Annotated in this window: 21 protein-coding genes; 3 read left to right on the top strand and 18 right to left on the bottom strand. The window is 64.6% G+C overall.

Going from position 1 to position 21618, the window contains the following annotated elements:
- Positions 1-67 precede the first annotated feature (67 nt).
- The 3 genes from AB2N08_RS18095 to clpS all read right to left on the bottom strand — a co-directional run bounded on the left by AB2N08_RS18095 (position 68) and on the right by clpS (position 4381).
- Positions 68-1633, bottom strand: a complete 1566-nt coding sequence (locus AB2N08_RS18095; RefSeq protein ID WP_367612280.1) for a methyl-accepting chemotaxis protein — start codon at positions 1631-1633, stop codon at positions 68-70.
- Between the two features lie 148 nt (positions 1634-1781).
- Entirely contained in the window at positions 1782-4082 is a 2301-nt protein-coding gene (gene clpA, locus AB2N08_RS18090) for an ATP-dependent Clp protease ATP-binding subunit ClpA (RefSeq protein WP_367612279.1), read from the bottom strand.
- Positions 4079-4381 (bottom strand): ATP-dependent Clp protease adapter ClpS, encoded by a 303-nt coding sequence (gene clpS, locus AB2N08_RS18085; RefSeq protein ID WP_290417291.1) that lies wholly within the window; start codon positions 4379-4381, stop codon positions 4079-4081. The genes clpA and clpS overlap by 4 nt, the downstream gene beginning before the upstream one ends.
- Positions 4382-4698: 317 nt before the next feature.
- Here clpS and AB2N08_RS18080 point away from each other — a divergent pair, with 317 nt between their 5' ends.
- Positions 4699-4902 (top strand): cold-shock protein, encoded by a 204-nt coding sequence (locus tag AB2N08_RS18080; protein WP_171084635.1) that lies wholly within the window; start codon positions 4699-4701, stop codon positions 4900-4902.
- A gap of 59 nt (positions 4903-4961) precedes the next feature.
- Here AB2N08_RS18080 and AB2N08_RS18075 read toward each other — a convergent pair whose 3' ends face one another.
- On the bottom strand, positions 4962-5255 hold the full coding sequence (locus AB2N08_RS18075) for a hypothetical protein (protein WP_367612278.1): 294 nt from the start codon (positions 5253-5255) through the stop codon (positions 4962-4964).
- Between the two features lie 34 nt (positions 5256-5289).
- Positions 5290-6543 (bottom strand): NADP-dependent isocitrate dehydrogenase, encoded by a 1254-nt coding sequence (icd, locus tag AB2N08_RS18070; protein ID WP_367612277.1) that lies wholly within the window; start codon positions 6541-6543, stop codon positions 5290-5292.
- A 171-nt stretch (positions 6544-6714) separates the two neighbouring features.
- Here icd and AB2N08_RS18065 point away from each other — a divergent pair, with 171 nt between their 5' ends.
- Positions 6715-7281 (top strand): pseudouridine synthase, encoded by a 567-nt coding sequence (locus AB2N08_RS18065; RefSeq protein WP_367612276.1) that lies wholly within the window; start codon positions 6715-6717, stop codon positions 7279-7281.
- Between the two features lie 69 nt (positions 7282-7350).
- On the opposite strand, the gene AB2N08_RS18060 is transcribed toward AB2N08_RS18065, so the two are convergent.
- Positions 7351-9582 (bottom strand): NADP-dependent isocitrate dehydrogenase, encoded by a 2232-nt coding sequence (locus tag AB2N08_RS18060; RefSeq protein WP_367612275.1) that lies wholly within the window; start codon positions 9580-9582, stop codon positions 7351-7353.
- Between the two features lie 384 nt (positions 9583-9966).
- Entirely contained in the window at positions 9967-10233 is a 267-nt protein-coding gene (rpsT, locus tag AB2N08_RS18055; protein ID WP_367612274.1) for a 30S ribosomal protein S20, read from the bottom strand.
- Between the two features lie 210 nt (positions 10234-10443).
- Here rpsT and murJ point away from each other — a divergent pair, with 210 nt between their 5' ends.
- Positions 10444-11994, top strand: a complete 1551-nt coding sequence (gene murJ / locus AB2N08_RS18050) for a murein biosynthesis integral membrane protein MurJ (protein ID WP_367612273.1) — start codon at positions 10444-10446, stop codon at positions 11992-11994.
- A gap of 12 nt (positions 11995-12006) precedes the next feature.
- On the opposite strand, the gene AB2N08_RS18045 is transcribed toward murJ, so the two are convergent.
- From AB2N08_RS18045 to AB2N08_RS17995, 11 genes are all read right to left on the bottom strand, one after another.
- On the bottom strand, positions 12007-12483 hold the full coding sequence (locus tag AB2N08_RS18045; protein ID WP_367612272.1) for a nuclear transport factor 2 family protein: 477 nt from the start codon (positions 12481-12483) through the stop codon (positions 12007-12009).
- 106 nt (positions 12484-12589) lie between these two features.
- On the bottom strand, positions 12590-13288 hold the full coding sequence (locus AB2N08_RS18040) for a type II secretion system protein (RefSeq protein ID WP_367612271.1): 699 nt from the start codon (positions 13286-13288) through the stop codon (positions 12590-12592).
- Positions 13289-13299: 11 nt separating this feature from the next.
- On the bottom strand, positions 13300-13689 hold the full coding sequence (locus AB2N08_RS18035; RefSeq protein WP_370662435.1) for a type II secretion system protein: 390 nt from the start codon (positions 13687-13689) through the stop codon (positions 13300-13302).
- Positions 13690-13694: 5 nt separating this feature from the next.
- On the bottom strand, positions 13695-14192 hold the full coding sequence (locus AB2N08_RS18030; protein ID WP_367612270.1) for a type II secretion system protein: 498 nt from the start codon (positions 14190-14192) through the stop codon (positions 13695-13697).
- Positions 14189-16252, bottom strand: coding sequence for a secretin N-terminal domain-containing protein (locus tag AB2N08_RS18025; RefSeq protein WP_367612269.1), 2064 nt, complete (start codon positions 16250-16252; stop codon positions 14189-14191). Before AB2N08_RS18025 ends, AB2N08_RS18030 begins: the two co-directional genes overlap by 4 nt.
- Positions 16252-16803, bottom strand: a complete 552-nt coding sequence (locus AB2N08_RS18020; RefSeq protein ID WP_367612268.1) for a hypothetical protein — start codon at positions 16801-16803, stop codon at positions 16252-16254. The genes AB2N08_RS18025 and AB2N08_RS18020 overlap by 1 nt, the downstream gene beginning before the upstream one ends.
- On the bottom strand, positions 16800-17375 hold the full coding sequence (locus AB2N08_RS18015; RefSeq protein WP_367612267.1) for a hypothetical protein: 576 nt from the start codon (positions 17373-17375) through the stop codon (positions 16800-16802). The genes AB2N08_RS18020 and AB2N08_RS18015 overlap by 4 nt, the downstream gene beginning before the upstream one ends.
- A complete protein-coding gene (locus tag AB2N08_RS18010; protein ID WP_367612266.1) occupies positions 17372-17917 on the bottom strand; it encodes a PilN domain-containing protein in 546 nt (181 codons plus the stop codon). Before AB2N08_RS18010 ends, AB2N08_RS18015 begins: the two co-directional genes overlap by 4 nt.
- The gene (locus AB2N08_RS18005) at positions 17914-18735 is read right to left on the bottom strand and encodes a hypothetical protein (protein WP_367612265.1); all 822 of its coding nucleotides are present in this window, start codon (positions 18733-18735) and stop codon (positions 17914-17916) included. The genes AB2N08_RS18010 and AB2N08_RS18005 overlap by 4 nt, the downstream gene beginning before the upstream one ends.
- Positions 18728-20434, bottom strand: coding sequence for a GspE/PulE family protein (locus tag AB2N08_RS18000; RefSeq protein ID WP_367612264.1), 1707 nt, complete (start codon positions 20432-20434; stop codon positions 18728-18730). The genes AB2N08_RS18005 and AB2N08_RS18000 overlap by 8 nt, the downstream gene beginning before the upstream one ends.
- A complete protein-coding gene (locus tag AB2N08_RS17995) occupies positions 20431-21618 on the bottom strand; it encodes a type II secretion system F family protein (protein ID WP_367612263.1) in 1188 nt (395 codons plus the stop codon). Before AB2N08_RS17995 ends, AB2N08_RS18000 begins: the two co-directional genes overlap by 4 nt.

Here is a 21618-nt window from a genome sequence, read left to right as displayed (position 1 = left end):
CAAGCTGGTCTTCACCTCAATTGGTAGTAGCTAACCACCAATGAGAACAAGATACAAGGGTTGGCGGCTACGCCGCCAACCCTACGCGAGTGCGCAATTTGAACGTCGCCACCAGTGCCGACAACTCGGCCGCCTGCTGGCGCATCGAGGCGGCCGCCGCCGCCGCCTCTTCCACCATCGCCGCATTCTGCTGGGTCGAGAGATCCATCTCGGCGATCGCGCGGCTCACTTGCGTCACGCCATCGGCCTGACCGGCGCTGGCGGTGTGGATCTGGCCCAGGATGCCCGCTACCTCGTGCACGTGCTGCAGCATCGTGCGCATCGTCGAACCGGCCGCCTCGGCGATGCCGGTGCCGGCGTCGATCTCGAGCGCCGATTCGCCGATCAGCTTCTTGATTTCCTTGGCCGCCCCGGCCGAGTGCTGCGCCAGGTTGCGCACTTCGGACGCCACCACCGCGAAGCCCCGCCCTTCGCTGCCGGCGCGCGCCGCTTCCACCGCCGCGTTCAGGGCCAGGATATTCGTCTGGAAGGCGATGCTGTCGATCATGCCGGTGATGTCCACGATGCGGGCAGCGGACGCCTTGATGGCGCCCATGCGCGCAACCAGCTGCTCGACCGCCTGCGCGCCTTCGGTGGCCACGCCCGACGCCGTCTGCGCCAGCGCGTTGGCTTGCTGCGCATTCGCGTTGTTACTCGCGATCGCATCGGACAGTTCGCCCATCGCCGTCACCGTCTCGCGCAGCGAATCGGCCTGGCGCTCGGTGCGAATCGACAGGTCCTGGTTGCCCTCGGCGATTTCACCCGACGCCGAATCGATCGCCTGCGCGCCTTGCAGCACTTGCGACACGGTGCTCGACACGCCGTGCGTCATGCCATTCAGGGCATCGAACAGGCGCCCGATTTCGTCCGTCCGGGTATGGCTGATGGTCGGGCGCAGGTCGCCGTGGGCGACTTGCTCGGCCAGGGTTGCCGCTTGCTTCAATGGCCCCACCAGGTTGCGGCTCAAGAGCCAGGCCAGGCCGCCGGCCACGGCCAGTGCGGCGGCGCCCAGGATCAAGAGCAGCGCCTTGCTGAAGGCGGAGGCACTCGCCGATTCGTCGGCCAGGCGGTGCGCCTCGGTGCTCTCGTACTTGAGCAAGCCTTCGAGCGCGGCGACCTTGGCCTGGAAGGCCGGTTCCCATTTCCTGGTGAGGATCTCTTCGACCAGGCCGGTCTGGCCCAGGTCCTTGGCCTTGAACAGGTCGGCCTGGATCGTGGCCAGCGCGGTCTTGTGCGCGGTCGCGGCGGCGATCAGCGTGCGCTCTTGCGTTGATGCCGGCAGCTTGCCCAGTTTCGCTTCGAGGTCGGTGGCAATCTTGCGCCCCCCGGCCAGCTGCGCGCCGAAGTAGTCGCCCAGTTCCAGGCTGTCGCTGCGCGCGATCGAGACGGCGCGCGAGCCGTTCAGGCGCGCGATGCCGAGCAGCTCGGACGTGAGCTGCTGCTTGGCCAGCTTGTCGTTGACCAGGTTGGATGTGATGACATCAGATGCGTGCATGCGCCAGACGGCGACGCTGGCAATGATGACGATGACGAGGGACAGGATGCCAAAGGCGCCGATGAGCTTGGATGAGGTAGTGAGCTGTGCGAGTCGCATTGCGATTTTCGTGAGAGAGAAACGACGAGTGCGCACAGTGTAAGAATGTCATATGACGGGCTTGTGAATTAGCATTTTTGGAAACAAAGTTTCCATGAAAAAAGCCCGCGACACTTGCGTGCGCGGGCTTTTGGGCGAGTAACGGTGCTTACTCGATTTCGACCGTCTCGGCCGGGGCCGGTGGCGGGCTGACATCGCCTTCCGGGAACTCGAGGACGACTTCGTCCTTCTCGTTCAGGTCGACCGTGACGCGGCCACCGCTGGTCAGCCGGCCGAACAGCAGTTCGTCGGCCAGCGCCTTGCGGATCAGATCCTGGATCAGGCGCGACATCGGACGGGCGCCCATCGACGGGTCGAACCCTTTCTGGCCGAGGAACTTGCGCAGTTTCTCGGTGAAGATGGCTTCGACTTTCTTCTCGTGCAGTTGCTCCTCCAGCTGCATCAGGAACTTGTCGACGACGCGCAGGATGATATCTTCGTCCAGCGCGCGGAAGCTGATGATTGCATCCAGGCGGTTACGGAACTCCGGCGTGAACATGCGCTTGATGTCGCCCATCTCGTCGCCCGCTTCACGCGAGTTGACGAAGCCGACCGAACGCTTGGTCAGGCTTTCGGCGCCCGCATTCGTGGTCATGACGATGATCACGTTGCGGAAGTCAGCCTTGCGCCCGTTGTTGTCGGTCAGGGTGCCATGGTCCATCACCTGCAGCAGGATATTGAAAATGTCCGGGTGGGCTTTTTCAATCTCATCGAGCAGCAGCACGGTGTGCGGCTTCTTGGTGATCGCTTCGGTCAGCAGGCCACCCTGGTCGAAACCGACATAACCCGGCGGCGCGCCGATCAGGCGCGAGACCGCGTGCCGCTCCATGTACTCGGACATGTCGAAGCGCACCAGCTCGATACCCAGGATGAACGCGAGCTGCTTGGCCACTTCGGTCTTGCCGACGCCGGTAGGGCCCGAGAACAGGAACGAGCCGATCGGCTTGTCGGTCTTGCCCAGGCCGGCGCGCGCCATCTTGATCGCGGCCGACAGCGCCTCGATCGCCGGATCTTGCCCGAACACGACGTTGCGCAGGTCGCGGTCGATCGTCTGCAGCTTGCTGCGGTCGTCCTGGTTGACCGTTTGCGGTGGAATACGCGCGATCTTGGCGATGATGTCCTCGATCTCGGCCTTGCCGATGGTTTTCTTCTGCTTCGACTTCGGCAGGATGCGCTGGGCGGCGCCCGCTTCGTCGATGACGTCGATGGCCTTGTCGGGCAGGTGACGGTCATTGATGAAGCGCGCTGCCAGTTCGGCCGCGGTGGTCAGGGCCGACGCCGAATACTTCACGCCATGGTGCTCTTCGAAGCGCGACTTCAGGCCGCGCAAGATGGCGATGGTCTGCTCGACGGTCGGCTCATTGACGTCGACCTTCTGGAACCGGCGGCTCAGGGCGTGGTCTTTTTCAAAGACGCCGCGGAACTCGGTGAAGGTGGTCGCGCCGATGCACTTGAGCTGGCCATTGGCGAGCGCCGGCTTGAGCAGGTTCGAGGCGTCGAGCGTGCCGCCCGAGGCCGAACCGGCGCCGATGATCGTGTGGATCTCGTCGATGAACAGGATGCCGTTCGGGGTGTCCTTGATCTGCTTGAGCACGGCTTTCAGGCGCTGCTCGAAATCACCGCGGTACTTGGTGCCGGCCAGCAGCGCGCCCATGTCGAGCGAGAACACGACGGCGTTCTGCAGGATTTCAGGCACGTCTTCCTGCACGATGCGCCATGCGAGGCCTTCGGCGATCGCGGTCTTGCCCACGCCCGCTTCACCCACCAGCAGCGGATTGTTCTTGCGGCGACGGCACAGGATCTGGATCACGCGGTCGACTTCTTCCTCGCGCCCGATCAGCGGATCGATCTTGCCGTCGGCGGCGGCCTTGTTCAGGTTTTGCGTGAACTGGTCGAGCGGCGACTCTTTGGCCTGGCCTTCGACCTGCGCTTCTTCGACGCCTTCGGGCGCCTTGGACGTGTCGACCTGCTGGTCCTTGCGCACGCCGTGCGAAATGAAATTGACCACGTCGAGACGGGTCACGCCCTGCTGGTGCAGGTAGTACACCGCGTGCGAGTCTTTTTCGCCAAAGATCGCCACCAGCACATTGGCGCCGGTAACTTCTTTCTTGCCGTTGGAAGCCGACTGCACGTGCATGATCGCACGCTGGATCACGCGCTGGAAACCAAGCGTCGGCTGGGTGTCGACCTCGCCCGTGCCGGGCACGGTCGGGGTGTTATCACCGATAAAATTCGTCAGGGTCTTGCGCAGGTCTTCAATATTGACCGCGCACGCACGCAGGACTTCGGCGGCCGAAGGATTATCGAGCAACGCCAGCAGCAGGTGCTCCACGGTGATGAACTCGTGGCGTGCCTGGCGTGCCTCGACAAAGGCCATGTGTAGAGATACTTCAAGTTCCTGCGCAATCATACTTCCTCCATCACGCACTGCAGGGGATGCCCTGCCTTGCGTGCATGCGTTAAGACAAACTCCACTTTGGTACACGCTATATCTTTGGAAAACACGCCGCACACCCCTTTGCCATGCTGATGTACCGACAGCATGATCTGGGTAGCAGTCTCGCGATCCTTGTTAAAGTACTCCTGGATCACGGCCACGACGAACTCCATCGGCGTGTAATCATCGTTCAGTAGCGCCACCTGGTACAGCGGAGGCGGTTTGACGGTCTGCCGCTCTAGCAGTTGTTCAGTATCGTGCTTCGTTGCCATGGGCTTATTCTAATACTTCCGAGGTTGGTGCCAAGCGTAAACATCAGCTCGTTTTCTGGTGTTTCCATCTTACGCGTTTTCGGATAAATGCGCAGATGGCGTTTCGATTGCCGAAATCAAGTCCGGCGCACAGGAATTCCCTGAAAATATTGACAACCTGCGCCCCAAACCCCTTGACTTGCGTGATTATTCCACCAACAATGCAGTTATCGACATTGTACTTATGTACTCGTTGATAAGAAGTGAGCAGGCTGAGGAGGGCAAGAGGTTTCTTGCTTTTATGGCTAGTGTGATTTGTTAAATTTGAAAGTTCTTTTATGGCAACTGGTACTGTTAAGTGGTTCAATGATTCCAAAGGCTTTGGCTTCATCACGCCTGATGACGGTGGCGAAGATCTGTTCGCACACTTCTCCGCAATCAACATGAACGGTTTTAAGACCCTCAAAGAAGGTCAAAAAGTCCAATTCGAAGTCACGCAAGGCCCTAAAGGCAAGCAAGCTTCCAACATCCAGGGTAACTGATCGTTCCCCTTCCCGGAAGTGAAGAGCCCCACTCTGCAGTGGGGTTTTTTTTCGCCCGTTCAAGGTGCGGGGTTCCCGTATTGCCAGCCGCTGTCACGGGCGAACGCCTGTGCCTCGGCGAGGATCGCGCTGAACTCTGCCTCGCTCACCGGGTCGGGCAGTCCGTTCTCGCTGTCATACCGCCACGCGGCAACCACCCGGTCGAAGCGTGCCGCCAGTGCGGCGCCGCGGGCCGCCAGGCTGTGCGATGGGGGGAGCGCACGCAGTGCGTCCGGATTGGTGTGGCGATGAAAGCCGTAAATGAACCGGCCAATCCGCTCGTAGTGCTGTGTGGTGTCAGGGTCTTGCGGCATCTGCCCTCCTGCATCGACGTGTCGATGCGTCGATTTACATATTCTCGATCAGCACCTCGCCAAAACCCGAGCACGACACCTGCGTGGCGCCTTCCATCAGGCGTGCGAAATCGTAGGTCACTTTCTTGGACACGATTGCACGGCCCATCGCTGCGATGATCAGGTCGGCCGCTTCGCTCCAGCCCATATGGCGCAGCATCATCTCGGCCGACAGGATGAGCGAACCGGGATTCACGTAATCCTTGCCCGCGTATTTCGGCGCGGTGCCGTGGGTCGCTTCGAACATGGCCACCGAATCGGACATATTCGCGCCCGGTGCGATGCCGATTCCCCCCACCTGGGCCGCCAGCGCATCGGAAATATAATCGCCGTTCAGATTCAAGGTGGCGATCACACTATATTCAGCGGGCCGCAGCAGGATTTGCTGCAGGAACGCGTCGGCGATCGAATCCTTGATCATGATGTCGCGGCCGGTCTTTGGATTCTTGAGCTTGCACCACGGGCCGCCGTCGAACAGTTCGGCGCCAAATTCTTTCTGCGCCAGCGCATAACCCCAATCCCGAAAGCCTCCCTCGGTATACTTCATGATATTGCCCTTGTGGACCAGCGTCACCGACGGCTTGTCGTGGTCAATCGCGTACTGGATCGCCTTGCGCACGAGGCGCTCGGTGCCTTCGACCGAGACCGGCTTGAGGCCAAGCGCCGACGTGGCCGGGAAGCGGATCTTCGACACGCCCAATTCGGCGCGCAGGAAGTCGATCAGCTTTTTCGCTTCTTCTGAACCGGCCTGCCATTCGATGCCGGCATAAATATCTTCGGAATTCTCGCGGAAGATGACCATGTCGGTCTTTTCCGGATTCTTGAGCGGCGACGGCACGCCGGTAAAGTAGCGCACCGGACGCAGGCAGACGTACAGATCAAGTTCCTGGCGCAGCGCGACATTGAGCGAGCGGATACCCCCGCCCACCGGCGTGGTCAGCGGGCCCTTGATCGAGACCACGTATTCCTTCAGCACCTCGAGCACTTCGGGCGGCAGCCAGACGTCGGCGCCGTAGCGCCTGGTCGCCTTTTCGCCAGCGAAAATTTCCATCCAGGCGATGGCGCGCTCCCCACCATAAGCCTTGGCCACCGCCGCATCGACCACCTTCTTCATTACCGGCGTGATATCCGCGCCCGTGCCGTCGCCCTCGATGTACGGAATGATCGGCGTGGCCGGCACGTTCAGGCTGAAATCGGCGTTGACGGTGATCTTCTGGCCCTCGGGCGGGACGGTGATATGCTGGTACATCAGGTTCTCCAGGTGGGTGGCGAAAGGCTGCGCGAACTGCGTCAAGAACTGGCTTACAATGTCGCCGTCGCCACGAAGCCAACCATGGCGCGCTCTGCATTATGCTCCGGTATTTTGCCATACTGTCACGATACTGGCTGGCGCCCTCCTCATTCGCTCGACTGCTTCTTTATGTCCCTGATTCTCTTCAATAAACCGTTCCAGGTCCTGTGCCAGTTCTCGCCGCAGGAAGGCCGCGAATCACTTGCCGACTACCTCAAGATCCCCGGCATCTACCCCGCTGGCCGGCTCGACGCCGACAGCGAAGGCCTGATGCTTTTGACCGACGACGGCCAACTGCAGCACAAGATCGCCCACCCGGACCACAAGGAAGCCAAGACCTACCTGGTGCAGGTCGATGGCGTACCCGACGCCGCCGCGATGGCGCGCCTGCAGGCGCCACTCGACTTGGGCGACTTCGTCACCAAGCCATGCCGCGCCACGCGCATCGCCGAGCCCGAATGGCTGTGGCCGCGCAATCCGCCGATCCGCGCGCGCCAGGACAAGCCGACGAGCTGGATCGCCATCGTTCTCGAAGAAGGCAAGAACCGGCAAGTGCGCCGGATGACGGCGGCGGTCGGCTTGCCGACACTGCGCCTGGTGCGCAGCAGTATCGGCCCGTTTTCACTGGCCACGCATCCATTGCTGCCAGGCGAATTCATTGAGGTGCCGGCCTACTCGCGCCACGCCAACAAATAAAAAACCCGCCGACCTCACGGTCGACGGGTTTTCTAATTGCTGCAGCCTTGATTACTGCAGCCAGCTAATTCAAGCGAACGAATCGATCGCCTTGTTGAACGTCGCGCTCGGACGCATCGCGGCGCTCACTTTGGCTTCATCCAACTTGTAGTAACCACCGATATCGACCGGCTTGCCCTGCACGGCCAGCAGCTCGGCGACAATGGTCGCTTCGCTGTCGGCCAGGCTCTTGGCCAGCGGCGCGAACGTGGCGGCCAGCGCGGCGTCGTCCGTTTGCGCGGCCAGCTCTTGCGCCCAGTACAGCGACAGGTAGAACTGGCTGCCGCGGTTGTCGAGCTCGCCAGTTTTTGGCGATGGCGACTTGCGGTTGTCCAGCAGCTTGCCGGTGGCGGCGTCGAGCGTCTTGGCCAGCACCTTGGCCTTGTCGTTGCCGGTTTTCAGGCCCAAGTCTTCCAGCGACACGGCCAGTGCCAGGAATTCGCCCAATGAGTCCCAGCGCAGGTGATTTTCTTCGACCAGCTGCTGCACGTGTTTCGGGGCCGAGCCGCCGGCGCCCGTTTCGTACATGCCGCCGCCTGCCATCAACGGCACGATCGACAGCATCTTGGCGGACGTGCCCAGTTCCATGATCGGGAACAGGTCGGTCAGGTAATCGCGCAGGATGTTGCCGGTCACCGAGATGGTGTCCAGGCCGCGCCATACGCGCTCGAGCGTGAAGCGCATGGCGCGCACTTGCGACATGATCTGGATATCCAGGCCGCTCGTGTCGTGATCCTTCAGGTAGACCTTGACCTTCTTGATCAGTTCATTTTCGTGCGGACGGTACGGGTCGAGCCAGAACACGGTCGGCATGCCCGAGTTGCGCGCGCGCGTCACGGCCAGCTTGACCCAGTCACGGATCGGCGCGTCCTTGACCTGGCACATGCGCCAGATATCGCCCGCTTCGACGTTTTGGCTCATCAACACTTCGCCGGTGGCGAGGTCGGTAATGTTGGCCACGCCGTCTTCCTGGATCTCGAACGTTTTATCGTGCGAGCCGTATTCTTCGGCTTGCTGGGCCATCAGGCCGACGTTCGGTACGGTGCCCATCGTCTTCGGATCAAACGCGCCATGCCATTTGCAGAAGTTGATGATCTCTTGATAGATGCGCGCGAACGTGCTTTCAGGAATAACAGCCTTGACTTCTTTCAGGCGGCCATCGGCGCCGTACATCTTGCCGCCGGCGCGGATCATCGCCGGCATCGACGCGTCGACGATCACGTCGTTCGGCGAATGGAAGTTGGTGATGCCCTTGGCCGAATCGACCATGGCAAGCTCAGGACGGTGTTCCTGGCAGGCGTGCAGGTCGCGGATGATTTCTTCGCGCTGCGACGACGGCAGGTCGGCGATCTTGTTGTACAGGTCGGCCATGCCGTTGTTGACATTGATGCCGAGGCTGTCGAACAGTGCGCCGTGCTTGGCGAACGCATCCTTGTAGAACATGCGCACGCAGTGACCGAACACGATCGGGTGCGACACCTTCATCATGGTCGCCTTGACGTGCAGCGAGAACAGCATGCCGGTAGCGTGCGCGTCTTCGATCTGGGCTTCGTAGAAGGCCAGCAGCGCCTTGCGGCTCATGAACATCGAATCGATGATTTCGCCGGCCAGCAGCGACACCTTTGGCTTCAGGACAATGGTCTGGCCGCTCTTGGTGACCAGTTCCATCTTGACGTCGCGCGCAGCCTCGATCGTCATCGACTTTTCGCCGTGGTAGAAGTCGCCGTTCGTCATGTGCGCCACGTGGGTGCGCGACGCTTGCGACCATGGCGCCATCGAGTGCGGGTTCTTGCGGGCGTATTCCTTGACGGCGCGCGGTGCGCGGCGGTCCGAGTTACCTTCGCGCAGGACCGGGTTCACTGCCGAACCGATGCACTTGCCATACTTGGCCTTGATGGCTTTTTCTTCGTCGGTCTTCGGATCCGACGGGTAATCAGGGATGTTATAGCCCTTGTCTTGCAGTTCCTTGATCGTGGTGGTCAATTGGCTGACCGAGGCGCTGATGTTCGGCAGCTTGATGATGTTGGCGCTGGCTTCCAGCGTCTTCTTGCCCAGCTCGACCAGCGAATCCGGCACGCGCTGCTCTGGGGTCAGATTCTCGGGGAAAGCAGCCAGGATGCGGGCCGCGACCGAGATGTCGCTGGCCGTGACGGTGATGCCGGCCGGCTTCGTGAAGGTGCTGACCACAGGCAGGAAGGCGTGGGTCGCCAGCAGCGGCGCCTCGTCGGTCAGGGTGTAGATGATGGTCTGATCACTGCTCATGCACATTTTCCTCGGTAATCGCGACGGGGTCGCGAGTAGTAAAACTGACAATTGGTCAGGGCCCACGATGTTGGATCCGGGCGCTGGGCGCCGATGCCGGACATTCTACCCCTCTCCAGATCGGGTGGGCTAGACTGCACGGGCGTGAATTCCGGAGCTCTTGAGGCCGCTCGTTGCAAGTCTTCTATAAGACATAAGACGCGCCATATTATGCCCCACCTTTGCGGCAGACACCAGTTTTTACGCAATCGACAACCTTGCCATGCATTCCGGATGGAAAAATCGATGTGCCAAGCAAAAAAACCCGCCGGGACCGAAGTCGGGCGGGTCTTTCCACTGCACAGAACTTGCCTGCGCGGCCCGAGGGCCGCACGCACGCGGGCTTTAGGCCGACAGTGCTTTCAGGGCTGCAGCCAAGCGGCTCTTGTGGCGCGCTGCTTTGTTCTTGTGGATGATTTTCTTGTCAGCGATGCTGTCGATTTTCGACACGGACTGCTGGAAGATGATGGTCGCGGCTTCTTTGTCGCCAGCCTGGATGGCTTTGCGAGCTGCCTTGATTGCGGTGCGCAGGGTCGAACGCTGCGACGAGTTGTGCGCGTTTTGCTTAACTGCTTGACGAGCGCGTTTGCGCGCTTGTGCGGTATTTGCCATGGAATTTCCTAAATCGGGGTCAAGTTGCGTTTGCAAACATTAGCGACTGTTAAACCGGCGCAGGAGCCTGCCCAACGATTAGTGTCTGCTAACAGAATTCAGTACAGCCCATGATTATAGCGAAGCTTTCAAGTCTGGGCAATTCAAAATTCAAAACATTGTCGGCCGGTTGTCTGTATTGTCCGAGTTGCACCAGTATAATCTTGCGCCATGAACCTGCTCAGAACCCTCGCCGCCATCTCCAGCATGACGATGCTGTCGCGCGTCACCGGCCTCTTGCGCGAAAGCCTGTTCGCGCGCGCTTTCGGCGCCTCGGCCTATACCGACGCCTTCATCATCGCGTTCCGCCTGCCCAACCTGCTGCGCCGCCTGTTTGCCGAAGGGGCCTTCTCGCAAGCGTTCGTGCCGATCCTGTCCGAATACAAGACCCAGCATGGCGAGGCCGCCACCAAGACCCTGGTCGACCATGTCGCGACGTCGCTGATCTGGGCCACGGTGCTCACCAGCATCGTCGGCATCGTCGGCGCGCCGCTGTTGATCATGATCCTGGCCGGCGACCTGCGCGACACACCCGGCGCCTACGACGCCTCGGTGATCATGACGCAGATGATGTTCCCGTACATCGCCTGCATGTCGTTTGTCGCGCTGGCCGGCGGCATCCTCAATACCTGGCGCCAGTTCAAGATTCCCGCATTCACGCCGGTGCTGCTGAACCTGTCGTTCATCTTCGCGTCGCTGGTGCTGGTCAATTATCTCGAGCAACCGATCTATGCGATGGCAATCGCGGTCTGCGTCGGCGGCTTGCTGCAGGTGGCGATCCAGATCCCGTCGCTGGTCAAGATCGGCATGCTGCCGCGCATCTCGTTCAACCCGGTGACGGGCCTGCGCGACGCCGGCGTGCGGCGCATGTTAAAAAAAATGGGCCCGGCCGTATTTGCCGTGTCCGCCGCGCAGATCAGCCTGTTGATCAATACCGGCATTGCCGCCAGCCTGGCCGCCGGCGCCGTCTCGGCCCTGCAATATGCTGACCGCCTGATGGAGTTCCCCACTGCGATGCTGGGCGTGGCGCTGGGCACGATCCTGCTGCCATCGCTGTCGAAAGCCAATAGCGAAGGCGATACCGAAGAGTATGCGGCGCTGCTCAACTGGGGCCTGCGCCTGACGTTCCTGCTGGCCCTGCCGGCAGCAGTGGGCATGGCCACGCTGGCCGTGCCGATGATCGCCACGCTCTTTCACTACGGTAAATTCGACGACGCGGCGCTGGTCAATTCGTCACTGCCTTTGATGGCCTACAGTGCGGGCCTGCTCGGCATCATCCTGGTCAAGATCCTTGCGCCCGCCTTCTACGCGCGCCAGGACGTCAAGACACCGGTGCGCATCGCCGTCGCCGTGCTCGTCGCCACGCAGTTGATGAACCTGATCTTCGTGCCGCTGATGGGCGTGGCGGGCCTGGCCCTGTCGATCGGTCTGGGCGCGTGCATCAACGCGACGTGCCTGTACATTGGCCTGCGCAAACGCGGCATCTACACGCCGCAGCCGGGCTGGGGCAAGTTCTTCGTCAAGCTGGCGGTCGGCGTAGTGGCGATGGGCGCCGTGGCGTGGTTCGGCCAGGCGCAGTTCGACTGGGCGGCAATGAAGGTCACACCAAGCCTGCGCATCGGCGCGCTGCTCGGGATCATCGTGGCCAGTGCGGTGACGTATTTCGCGATGCTCGCCCTGCTGGGCTTCAGGCCGCGTGATTTCCGGCGCCGGGCCGGATAGCCTCGCGCGCCGCTATCGGGCAGGCGCGGCGGCTGGCCGGATCGGCGTGTACTGCGCCGACACCAGCTTCCACGCGCCGCCTTCTTGCAAGGCCACGAAGGTCGAGCGCAGCGAGAACGTACGCGTCTGCCCGCCAACCGTCATGCCGTACGATACCTTCGCAAGCACGATGCCGGTATTGCCCAGCACGCGTGTCGAGATCTCGTCGACGGTGATCGCGGGCAGCGGCTTGTCATCTTTCCTGACATAGAACGAGAGCATCTTGGCGCGCGGGTCGAGCTCGCCCAGCGGCGATATCTCGATGTAGTTCTCGGCCGTCAGGGCCTCAAGTTCAGCGCGGTCAAAGGTGCTTTGCGCCGTGGTGAAGCGCTGCACCAGCTCGTTCACCGATTGTTCCGGCGTGGCGGCGTGGACATGCGGGATCGACAGGCAGGCGAGTACGCCAGCACAGCACAGGGTGTGTTTGAACCGGCGCGACAGGGCAGACATCGATGCAGCTCCTCATACGTTGGTCGACGCAAGTAATAGCGCGACGGTGACGGCCGATCATAGCAATCCACGCTGTCGCTGCCTACCAAAAACGGATGCATATGGCTCACGCCCGTGCGTCCACAGGCGGCGGTTCGGGCGCTGGCGCATCCTCCGGCGCCTCTGTTGTTTCCGGTTCCGTTTCCAGCTCCGGCTCCGGGGCATCGGCCGGCGCCGCCGCTGGCAGATCGAGCGGAGCCGGTTGCGCTTGCGGTGACGCGGCTGGCGCTTCTGGCCGCGGCTGTGGCTGTGGCTGTGGCTGTGGCTGTGCAGGCGGCGGTGCAGGCGCCTGCCCCAGCGCCGGATCGCGCGCCTTGAAACGCCACGCCGAAATCGTGTCTGCATTCTCCAGGCCCGCAAACCGGCTGTCGAAATTGGCGATCTTCAGCGGCGGGGCGGTCGACAGGCTGTGCACCGCGACCACACCGGTCGAGCCCTCGCCCAGATACACCACGCCCCACTCGGCCTTGCCGGTCAGCGGGTCGACGAAAATCTTGCGCAGGTGGCGGCGCACACCGGGCACGCGTGGGTCTTTCAGCAGTTCCTTGAGCGATGGCGGGTACGGCGAGGCCCCCTGCGGCGTGGCGGCGGCATAACTGTCGAGGGCCGCGCTGAAGGCGGCGCCGATGTCCAGCAACTCTTCTTCGGCTGCGGCCCGCTGCAGCAGCGCGCCGATCTTGAGCGTGGCCGCGCCCACCATGCCGATGATGGTCACAAAGATGATCAGGCCCAGATAGGTGAAACCGGCCTGGCGCCTGGCTCGCATCCGTCCCCCGACTACCATTCGAGATAGGGCCGGCCGCGCCGGTCGTTGCCGGGCGCGCCGCTGCGCAGGTTGGCAAACCCGCCCTGCTCTGCCTCGTGCGGCGCTTCGAGGATCCAGGTGTCGCGCGCCTCGGTGATCGGGTCGAGCGGGATCTCGCGCAGGTAGCGCGCCTCCACCAGCTGCTCGAGCGACTCGGGATAGCGCCCCGTATCCGAGCGGTACTGGTCGACCACCTGGCGCGTGTTGCGCAGGTTGTCCGCCAGGATGGTCTCTTTGGCGCTGTCGATGCTCGGGAAAAAGCGCGGCAGGGCCAGCGTCAGCAGCAGCGCGATAATCCCCAGCACCACCAGCAGTTCGATCAGCGTGAAGCCCCGGCCCTTGTTCTGTGCCTGCATGCGCATCGTGGTCACCATTTGTTGTAGGGGATGCCGTTCAGCCCCACCCGCTCGGAGCGCGAATACACATCATAGACATCGTCGCCTTCCTGCGGTTGATCCGGCTCGCTCGCATAACTGCGCTTGCCCCAGGTGGCGCCATCGTCCGCATTGTCCACACCGCGCCCGGGCGAGAACGGGTCGCGCGGCAGGCGCCGCATGAAGTAAATCTTCGCTTGCTTCGGGCTGCGCAGATCGGGCACGCCCTGGACCAGCAATTCCAGCCGCGCCGGATAGCCGCTGGCGTCGGCAGCCTTGGCCACGCGGCCCTCGTCGGCGGCCTTCTTGTACGCATCGAGGCCGGTGCGGATCTCGCGCAGGCCGCGCCGCAGTTCCTGCTCGTCGCGGCGCTGCACCGTCACTTCGGCCACCGGCAGCACGAGGGTGCCGAGCAGGCCCAGGATCGCGAGCGTGACGAGCAGCTCGATCAGCGTGAAACCGCGCCCCGCGAGCGTGCCCGGATGCGTCATCGCTGCGGCACTGGCGGCGTCACGCCCGGTGGATAGGCGGCTGGCTGCGCCTCGGGCTCCGGCGCGGCCGTTGCAGGTTCGGGCGCCGTGACTGGCTGGCCTGGCGGGGCCGATGGGGGCGAGCCCAGTTGCGGCGTGGCCGGCAAGGCCGACGGCGGCACCGAGAATGTCGACGACGGTTCTTGCGCCGGCGGTGGCGCGACCGGCGTCGTGACCGCGCTCGTACCAGTCGACGGCGGCGCCAGGGCCGGCGCGGCGGGCCGCGCACCGGGCGTTGGCAGCAGCACCGGCGCGCGCACGACGCTGTCGGGCCGGCGGCGGAAGCTCGCTTCGGTGCCGGCGCCGAATTCGGATGCCGACGCGGGCGGACGCTGTACCGCACGCACGATGCGCGGCGTGATCGACAGCAGGATCTCGGTGCGCCCGCTGCTGTCGGTCTGGCTGCCGAACAGGCGCCCGACGATCGGCAGGTCACCCACGCCCGGCACCTTGGTGCCGCTGCTGCGGTCTTCATTGCTGATCAGGCCCGCGAGCACCTGGTTCTCGCCATCCTTGAGCTGCAGCAGCGTGGACGCCGAACGGCTGCCGATGCGGTAGGCCACCGTGCCATTGCGGGTCTCGACGCGCTCGCCCAGCGTGCTCACCTCGAGGTTGATACGGATCGCCACCTCGTTATTGAGGTAGATGGTTGGCTCGACGTTCAGCGTCAGGCCCACGTCGAGATAGGTGATGTTATCGGAGGCGAAACCGCCGATCCCCGACGACACCGTGGCCGAGATATTCGGGATCTTGTCGCCGATGACGATCTTGGCTTTTTCCCTGTTGCGCACGCGGATGCGGGGGTTGGCGAGCGTCGTCGTATCGCCGTCGGTCTTGCTGGCGTTGAGCGTGGCGCTGATCGGCCCGGTCGTGATCGTGCTGCTGTTCAGGCCACGCAGCTGGTCGATCGTCAGCAGATTGCCGTCGTACGAGGTCAGTGGCGCGAAGCCGAGCGACTGGGGCCAGTTGATCCCCAGGTCCATCACGCTGCTGCGATTGATCTCGAGCACCTCGACGTCGAGCATGACTTCGGGCTCCGGCACGTCCTGCAGCGCCACCAGCTGCGTGGCGATGCGGATCGCTTCCGGGTTGTCGCGCAGGATCACCAGGTTCAGCTTTTCATCGACCACCACGTCACGCGACTTGAGGATCGTCTTGAACGTGTTGGCAATCGCCTTGGCATCGGCGTTCGCCAGAAAGAAGGTCTTGACCGTCATCTCCTGGTACTCGCGCAGCTTGGCCGCGATGTTCGGGTAGATCAGGATCGTGTTGCCGTCCATGACCTGGCGTTCGAGCTGGTTGGTCATGAGCAGGTAGTACACCGCCGCTTCGACCGTGCTGTTCTTCAGGAAGATCGAGGTGCGGGTATCGGCCTTGACGTCCTTGTCGAAGATGAAGTTCAGGCCCGAGTGGCGCGCGATGATCTCGAACACCTGCTTGAGCGGGGCGTCGCGAAATTCGAGGCTGATCGGTTTGCGGTAGCTGGCCGCCAGCGCCGCCGGGCCGGACGGCGCAGCCGCCGCCTTCTCGTCGATCTCGAGCATCAGCAGGCGCGCCGCTTCGTGCGCCGGACGCTCGGTCAGCACGGCCGCCAGCTTGTTGCGCGCAGTGTCGATGTCGTCCTTTTCGAACGCGGCGCGCGCCTCGATCAGCGCGGCCGCATGCCGGCGGTCGGCCTCGACCTGGCGCAGGCCCGCGCGGGCGCGGTCGTTGCCCGGATCGATGGTCAGCACGCGCCGGTATTCCTGATTCGCCAGGTCGACCTGCCCGGCCGCCAGCGCGCGGTCGGCCGCTTCCACCATGCGCACCGCAGCGCCATCGCGCGCGCGCAGGTAGGCCGCCTTGTATTCGGGATTGCCGGGATCGGACGCCAGGGCTTCCTGGTACTTGGCAAGGCCGGCGCCAACCTGGTCGCGGGCCACCAGCGCGTTGCCCTCCTGGTAGGCACGCTGCGCCGCGCACCCCGCAAGAAGGAAAGGCAACAGCAGCAAGGTCAAACCCTGCATCGGCAAACGGGCCATCAATCGAATACTCCAATATTGAGCTGCTGGACCTGGTCCAGCGGCAGGTAAGTCAGGGTCAGCGTGGGCGGACGGATCGCATCGACGCGGTACGCGCCGTCGATCGTCGCGCCATCGCGCACGAGGTAAGTACGGTCGTTGCGGGCCAGGTAGATTTCCCACACGCCGTCCTGGAGCGACTTGCCGATGTACTTGAACGGCAAAGGCGGCGCCATGGGCGGCGGCGGTGCCGGTGGCGGCGCGTTCGATGGCGGCGGCGGGGCCGGCGTCCAGTCGTGGCGCGCGAACAGGGCGTTCTCGCTGTCGCCGAAGCGGTCGCCCTCAGCGCCGATCAGTGTTTCGCGCGGGATCAGGCGGGCAATGGCGGTGTCGGCCTGCGGCTTCGCCAGCGCCATGCTGCGCGCCGGCGCAGCAGCGGGCGCAACTGCGGGCGCAGCCGCCACGCGCTCGGCCGGCGCGGCCAGCGTATCTTCGGGCGTGTTGTCGCCAAAGACCACCAGGCCGGCGGCCAGCGCCAGCGCGCCGCCCATCACGATGTGACGCGGCTTCATGGCGTGCCTCCCGGGATTGTGCCGCGCTCGGCGAGATACAGGGTCAGGCGCAGGCGCGCATCGACGCCGGCCTCGCCGACCGTCTCGCGGCGGAAGGCCACATCGTCGAGCGCCGCATGCGGGATCGCGCGCAGCACGTCCATCGCGAAGCCCCAGATCGCCCCGTAACTGCCCTTGACCGGCAGGTTGACCTGGTACGCCACCAGCCTGGCGTTGCGGTCCCGCGTGGCGCGGTACTCGCCCTGCTCCAGCGTCAGGCCATGGCGCGCAGCCAGTGCGAACACGGCTTGCAATTGGCGATCGACGCCGCGCGCATCGCCCAGCGTGGCGTAGAACTGCGCCAGGTTCTGGTCGCTGCCCGGCGGCGGCGCGAGCGGCGCCGGGCGCGCTGGCAACGGCGTGCGCGCGAGACGGCGCGCGGCCTCGTAGTCGTCATCGAGCTGCGCGCGCAGCGGAATCAGCGCGACCTGCACGGCCGCGCCGGCAACGGCCAGCGCGGCGACGAGCGCCACGACTGGGTTGATCCGGGCGAGCAGCAGGCGTGCGCGTAGTAGCAAGGTGGCAAGCGTCATGGCGTCCCCCAGCCCACGCTGACCTGGAAGCGCAGCGGCCGGTTCGGGTCTTCCAGCATGACTTCATGGCGCATCAGCACCACGCTCGTGAACCAGTCTTCGGCCTGCAGGCGCGCGACGTAGGCCAGCATGTCGTCGCTGTTTTTCGCCTCGGCGGAAATGCGCAGTGTGCGGCGCCTGGCGTCGGGTTCCAGCGCCAGCAGCGCGATCGAGGCCGGCGTGGCGTCGCCCAGCGCCGCGGCAAGGTCGCGCCACGGCAGGTTCAGTTGCAGCACGGCGGCGTTGACGGCGCTGACCTGCGCTGGCGCAAGCGCCACCTTGGGCGCCGCCGCCACCACGACTGGCGGCGGCGCACTGCGCGCGGCCAGCGCGGCCTGCAGGTCCTTCAGTTCCTGCTGCTGGTCCAGATAGCGCTGGGTCATCAACATGGCAGGCACGCACAACGCCAGCACCGCCGGCAAAAAGAAAATCAGGCGCGGCGGCGCGCGAAACAGCGTGCGGCGCAAGCCTGGTGGGGCGAAATCGATGCGGGTGCGTTTCATGTGGCGGCTCCCGTGCGCGCCAGGCGTGCCAGGTCGGACCAGCCGTCGCCGGCGTTATCTTCGAACAGGCTGCAGGCGAACTTCAGGCGCCCCGGGCTGCTGCCCCAGGCAGCCGGCGCGGCGCCGCACAGTTGCAGGCGTTCGGGCCGGCCGACGCCCACGCGCAGCGCTTCGCGCGCCACGTGCGCTTCGAGCCAGTCGCGGTCGGCGCCAGCCGGAATCGGGCTGCTGCGCACGGCAGCGAGCGTTGCGCCGTCATAAGCGGCCAGCGAGAGCACGCCACCGTGCACCTGGCCGAACCACGCCCCCGGCCGGCGTGCCTGGCGCCAGCGATTGAGCGAGGCCACGAATTGCGGCTTGAGCTCGACCAGGTGAAACCGGTGCGCATCGGCAGCCAGCATCAAGCCGTCGAGCAGGTTCAGTGGCGCCGCGCTGGCCAGGAACGGCCTCGCCGCATCCCAGTCGGCGCGGATCACCCATTCGGCGGGGGCGGCCCCGAACAGGTGCTGGAAGCGCAGCGTGGCCGCCCCTTCCAGGTCGCCCATGCGCGTGGCGCCCTGCGGTGGCGTGACTTGCCACAAGCGGATCAATTCGTCGGCCAGCACCACGCTCACGGTCCAGCCGGCGGGCGCATGGTCGGCGAACAGCGCGCGCAGGCCGAGGGCCAGCGCGTCCGGCGCGAACAGGTCCAGCCGCTGCTCGGCCAGCAGCACGGGCGCGCCGCCGAACAGGCGGTTAACCCGGACCAGCGCCAGGCCGTCGCTGGCGACGCCCAGTCGCAGGGTTTGTCCGAAGCGCCGGATAGTCCGCCTAAGCATGCAGTGTCACTCGCTTGATCTCGTCGATGGTGGTGGCGCCGCGCCGCACCAGGTCAAGGGCGGCCAGGCGCAGGCTGCGGGTGCCGTTGGCGTGGGCCGCGGCCTTGATGCGGCGGATAGGCTGCTTGTCGACGATCAGTTCACGAATTTCGTCGTTCAGGGTCAGGATTTCGGCGATCGAGCGGCGGCCCTTGTAGCCGGTGCCACGACAATCGCCGCAGCCTTTGCCGCGCATGAACAGGTAGTCGCCAACCTCGGCGCGCTCGAGGTGCACCGATGCCAGCTCGGCGTCGGTCGGCTCGTGCCGCTCGCCGCAACGCGGGCAATTCATGCGGATCAGGCGCTGGGCCCAGATGCCGTTCAGGGCCGAGACGAACGCGTACGGGTCGATCCCCATGTGGGTAAAGCGGCCGAACACGTCGAACACATTGTTGGCGTGGACAGTCGTCAGCACGAGGTGACCGGTCAGCGCCGACTGCACGGCGATTTCGGCGGTCTCGCGGTCGCGGATCTCGCCGACCATGATCTTGTCGGGGTCATGGCGCAGGATCGAGCGCAAGCCCTTGGCGAAGGTCAGCCCCTTTTTTTCATTGACCGGGATTTGCAGGATGCCGGGCAGCTGGTACTCCACCGGGTCTTCGATGGTGATGATCTTCTCGCGCCCGTTATGGATTTCGGTCAGCGCCGCATACAGCGTGGTGGTCTTGCCCGAACCGGTGGGGCCCGTCACCAGCAGCATGCCGTAGGCTTCCTGGGCCAGGTGGCGCAGCGTGACGAGCGACGGCGCATCGAATCCCAGCGCCTCGAGGGTCAGCGAGCCATACGCTTCGATCATCGCGCGCTTGTCCAGAATGCGAATCACCGCGTCTTCGCCGTGGATGCTCGGCATGATCGATACGCGCAGGTCGATGTCGCGCCCGGCCGCCTCGACCCGGAAGCTGCCGTCCTGCGGCACGCGGCGTTCCGCGATATCGAGTTCGGCCAGCACCTTCAGGCGCGAGATGATGTGCTCGGCCAGCTCGATGCCGCCCACCGTCGTGGCGTGATCGAGCACCCCGTCGACGCGGTACTTCACGGCCAGGCCGCCGGCCGTGCTTTCGAGGTGGATGTCGGAGGCGCCGGCTTTCAGCGCATCGTACAGCGTGGAGTTGACCAGCTTGACGGCCGGGCTGCCCGCTTCGGACACCGACGCGAACGACAGCACGGTGCCGATCTTGCCGTCGCGCCGGCCGTCGGCGGCGCCGCCCACGAGCGAGTCGACGGCGCGCGCTGACTCTTCTTGCTTGGAGAGGTAGGCCTGGATGTCGGCCTGCTGCGCCAGGCACAGTGCAAGGGGTCGGCCAGGCGTGGCGCGGGCCTGGGCGCCGAGCCATGTCTGCAGGTCGAGATCGAACGGATCGGCCACCACGCCGACCAGGCGACCATCGGCGTGGCGCAGCAGCGCGCAGTGGCGCGACAAGGCCTGCGCCAGCGGCAGCAGGTCGAACGCCGGTGCGAGCAGCAGCATCTCGCCTGTTTCCATCACCGGCAGCGCGAACAGCGCGGCCAGGCCGTGCACCAGGTCGCGCGGCCCGCGGCCGCTCAGCGCTTCCAGTTCGGCCACCAGGCCCCGGCGCGACACGGTCGCCGCCGCGCGGGCCTGTGCCAGGATCGCGGCATCGAACGGTTCACCGGCCACGATGTCGAGGTGCGCGGTCACGACATGTCTCCGGCCAGGTCGAAGATCGGCATGTACAGCAGCACCACGATGGCGCCGACAACCAGGCCGATGGCGGCCATCAGGAGCGGCTCGAAGGTACGCGTGAAGCGGTCGATCCAGCGCCCGATCTCGCCGTCGTAGAACGCCGCCGACTGGGTCAGCATTGGCCCCATCTCGCCGGTGCGCTCGCCCACGCGCAGCATGCGCAGCGAGATCGGCGTGGTCAGGCCATTGGCCTCGAACGCGTTCGACATCGGCTGGCCCGACTCGATCGCCGCGCGCGCGGCTTGCAGGTTCTTCGCCAGATGCGGGGACACCATCTGCTGCACGGTATCGATGGCGCCGACGATCGTGATGCCGCCCTCGGTGAGCATGCCAAGCGTCAGGTACAGGCGCGAGAGTTCATACACGCGCGCACGCTCGCCGATGCCCGGCACGCGCCGCAGCAGGCGGCCCATGTCGCCGCTGCGGCGCAGGTGGCGAACGCCGGCCACGATGGCGGCGATCGCGAGCACGGTGCCGATCAGGATCGCCGTACCATGGCCGGATGCGAACTGGCCCCAGTCAAGCAGCAGCTGCGACATCCACGGCAGGTTGCGCCCCGCGCCCTGGTACACCTCGGCGAATTTGGGCACGACATAGCCGATCAGGAAGCCACTGACACCCCCACCCACCATCAACAGGATCAGCGGATAGATCGAGGCGCTGACGATTTTCGCGCGCACGGTGTCGATGCGCTGTTGGTAGTCGATGTAGCGCGTGAGCGCGCGCGGCAGGTCGCTGGTGCCTTCGGCGGCGCGCACGATGCCGATGTACAGCGGCGGGAACAGCGTCGGCTGGGCCGCCAGCACGGCCGAAAAACGCTTGCCTTCACGCAGCCCTCCGAGCAGCCGTTCGAGCACGGCGCGGGTGGGCGCGGCGCTTTCCTTTTCCAGCAACGCTTCGAGGCTCTCGACGATGCCCAGGCCCGCATTCAGGAGCGCCAGCAGCTCTTGGCTGAACAGGACGAGGGACAGCCTGGCGCCGCGCGAACTGGCCAGGCGCGCGCCACGCGCCGGTTCGACGGCGCTGACGAACAGTCCGCGCGCCTCGACCTGGCGGCGCGCATCCTGCGCGTCGAGCGCATCGACGACGAGGTTGGCGATCGACATGTCGGGCGCAAGGGTGCGAACGGCGAACTGCAT

This window comes from Massilia aurea (genome assembly GCF_040790145.1).
Lineage (GTDB): Bacteria > Pseudomonadota > Gammaproteobacteria > Burkholderiales > Burkholderiaceae_D > Telluria > Telluria aurea_C.
This window is presented reverse-complemented; position numbering and strand designations above follow the sequence as displayed.

Bases quoted from the DNA above. Each gene is read 5' to 3' on its own strand.
- rpsT (WP_367612274.1), bottom strand. From the start codon at position 10,233: ATGGCAAATACCGCACAAGCGCGCAAACGCGCTCGTCAAGCAGTTAAG.
- icd (WP_367612277.1), bottom strand. From the start codon at position 6,543: ATGTACCAGCATATCACCGTCCCGCCCGAGGGCCAGAAGATCACCGTC.
- AB2N08_RS18015 (WP_367612267.1), bottom strand. From the start codon at position 17,375: ATGACGCTTGCCACCTTGCTACTACGCGCACGCCTGCTGCTCGCCCGG.
- AB2N08_RS18040 (WP_367612271.1), bottom strand. From the start codon at position 13,288: ATGCGAGCCAGGCGCCAGGCCGGTTTCACCTATCTGGGCCTGATCATC.
- AB2N08_RS18020 (WP_367612268.1), bottom strand. From the start codon at position 16,803: ATGAAGCCGCGTCACATCGTGATGGGCGGCGCGCTGGCGCTGGCCGCC.
- AB2N08_RS18035 (WP_370662435.1), bottom strand. From the start codon at position 13,689: ATGCGCATGCAGGCACAGAACAAGGGCCGGGGCTTCACGCTGATCGAA.
- AB2N08_RS18060 (WP_367612275.1), bottom strand. From the start codon at position 9,582: ATGAGCAGTGATCAGACCATCATCTACACCCTGACCGACGAGGCGCCG.
- clpS (WP_290417291.1), bottom strand. From the start codon at position 4,381: ATGGCAACGAAGCACGATACTGAACAACTGCTAGAGCGGCAGACCGTC.
- AB2N08_RS18075 (WP_367612278.1), bottom strand. From the start codon at position 5,255: ATGCCGCAAGACCCTGACACCACACAGCACTACGAGCGGATTGGCCGG.
- AB2N08_RS18045 (WP_367612272.1), bottom strand. From the start codon at position 12,483: ATGTCTGCCCTGTCGCGCCGGTTCAAACACACCCTGTGCTGTGCTGGC.
- AB2N08_RS18065 (WP_367612276.1), top strand. From the start codon at position 6,715: ATGTCCCTGATTCTCTTCAATAAACCGTTCCAGGTCCTGTGCCAGTTC.
- AB2N08_RS18025 (WP_367612269.1), bottom strand. From the start codon at position 16,252: ATGGCCCGTTTGCCGATGCAGGGTTTGACCTTGCTGCTGTTGCCTTTC.
- AB2N08_RS18005 (WP_367612265.1), bottom strand. From the start codon at position 18,735: ATGCTTAGGCGGACTATCCGGCGCTTCGGACAAACCCTGCGACTGGGC.
- murJ (WP_367612273.1), top strand. From the start codon at position 10,444: ATGAACCTGCTCAGAACCCTCGCCGCCATCTCCAGCATGACGATGCTG.
- AB2N08_RS18030 (WP_367612270.1), bottom strand. From the start codon at position 14,192: ATGACGCATCCGGGCACGCTCGCGGGGCGCGGTTTCACGCTGATCGAG.
- AB2N08_RS18080 (WP_171084635.1), top strand. From the start codon at position 4,699: ATGGCAACTGGTACTGTTAAGTGGTTCAATGATTCCAAAGGCTTTGGC.
- AB2N08_RS18010 (WP_367612266.1), bottom strand. From the start codon at position 17,917: ATGAAACGCACCCGCATCGATTTCGCCCCACCAGGCTTGCGCCGCACG.
- clpA (WP_367612279.1), bottom strand. From the start codon at position 4,082: ATGATTGCGCAGGAACTTGAAGTATCTCTACACATGGCCTTTGTCGAG.
- AB2N08_RS18095 (WP_367612280.1), bottom strand. From the start codon at position 1,633: ATGCGACTCGCACAGCTCACTACCTCATCCAAGCTCATCGGCGCCTTT.
- AB2N08_RS17995 (WP_367612263.1), bottom strand. From the start codon at position 21,618: ATGCAGTTCGCCGTTCGCACCCTTGCGCCCGACATGTCGATCGCCAAC.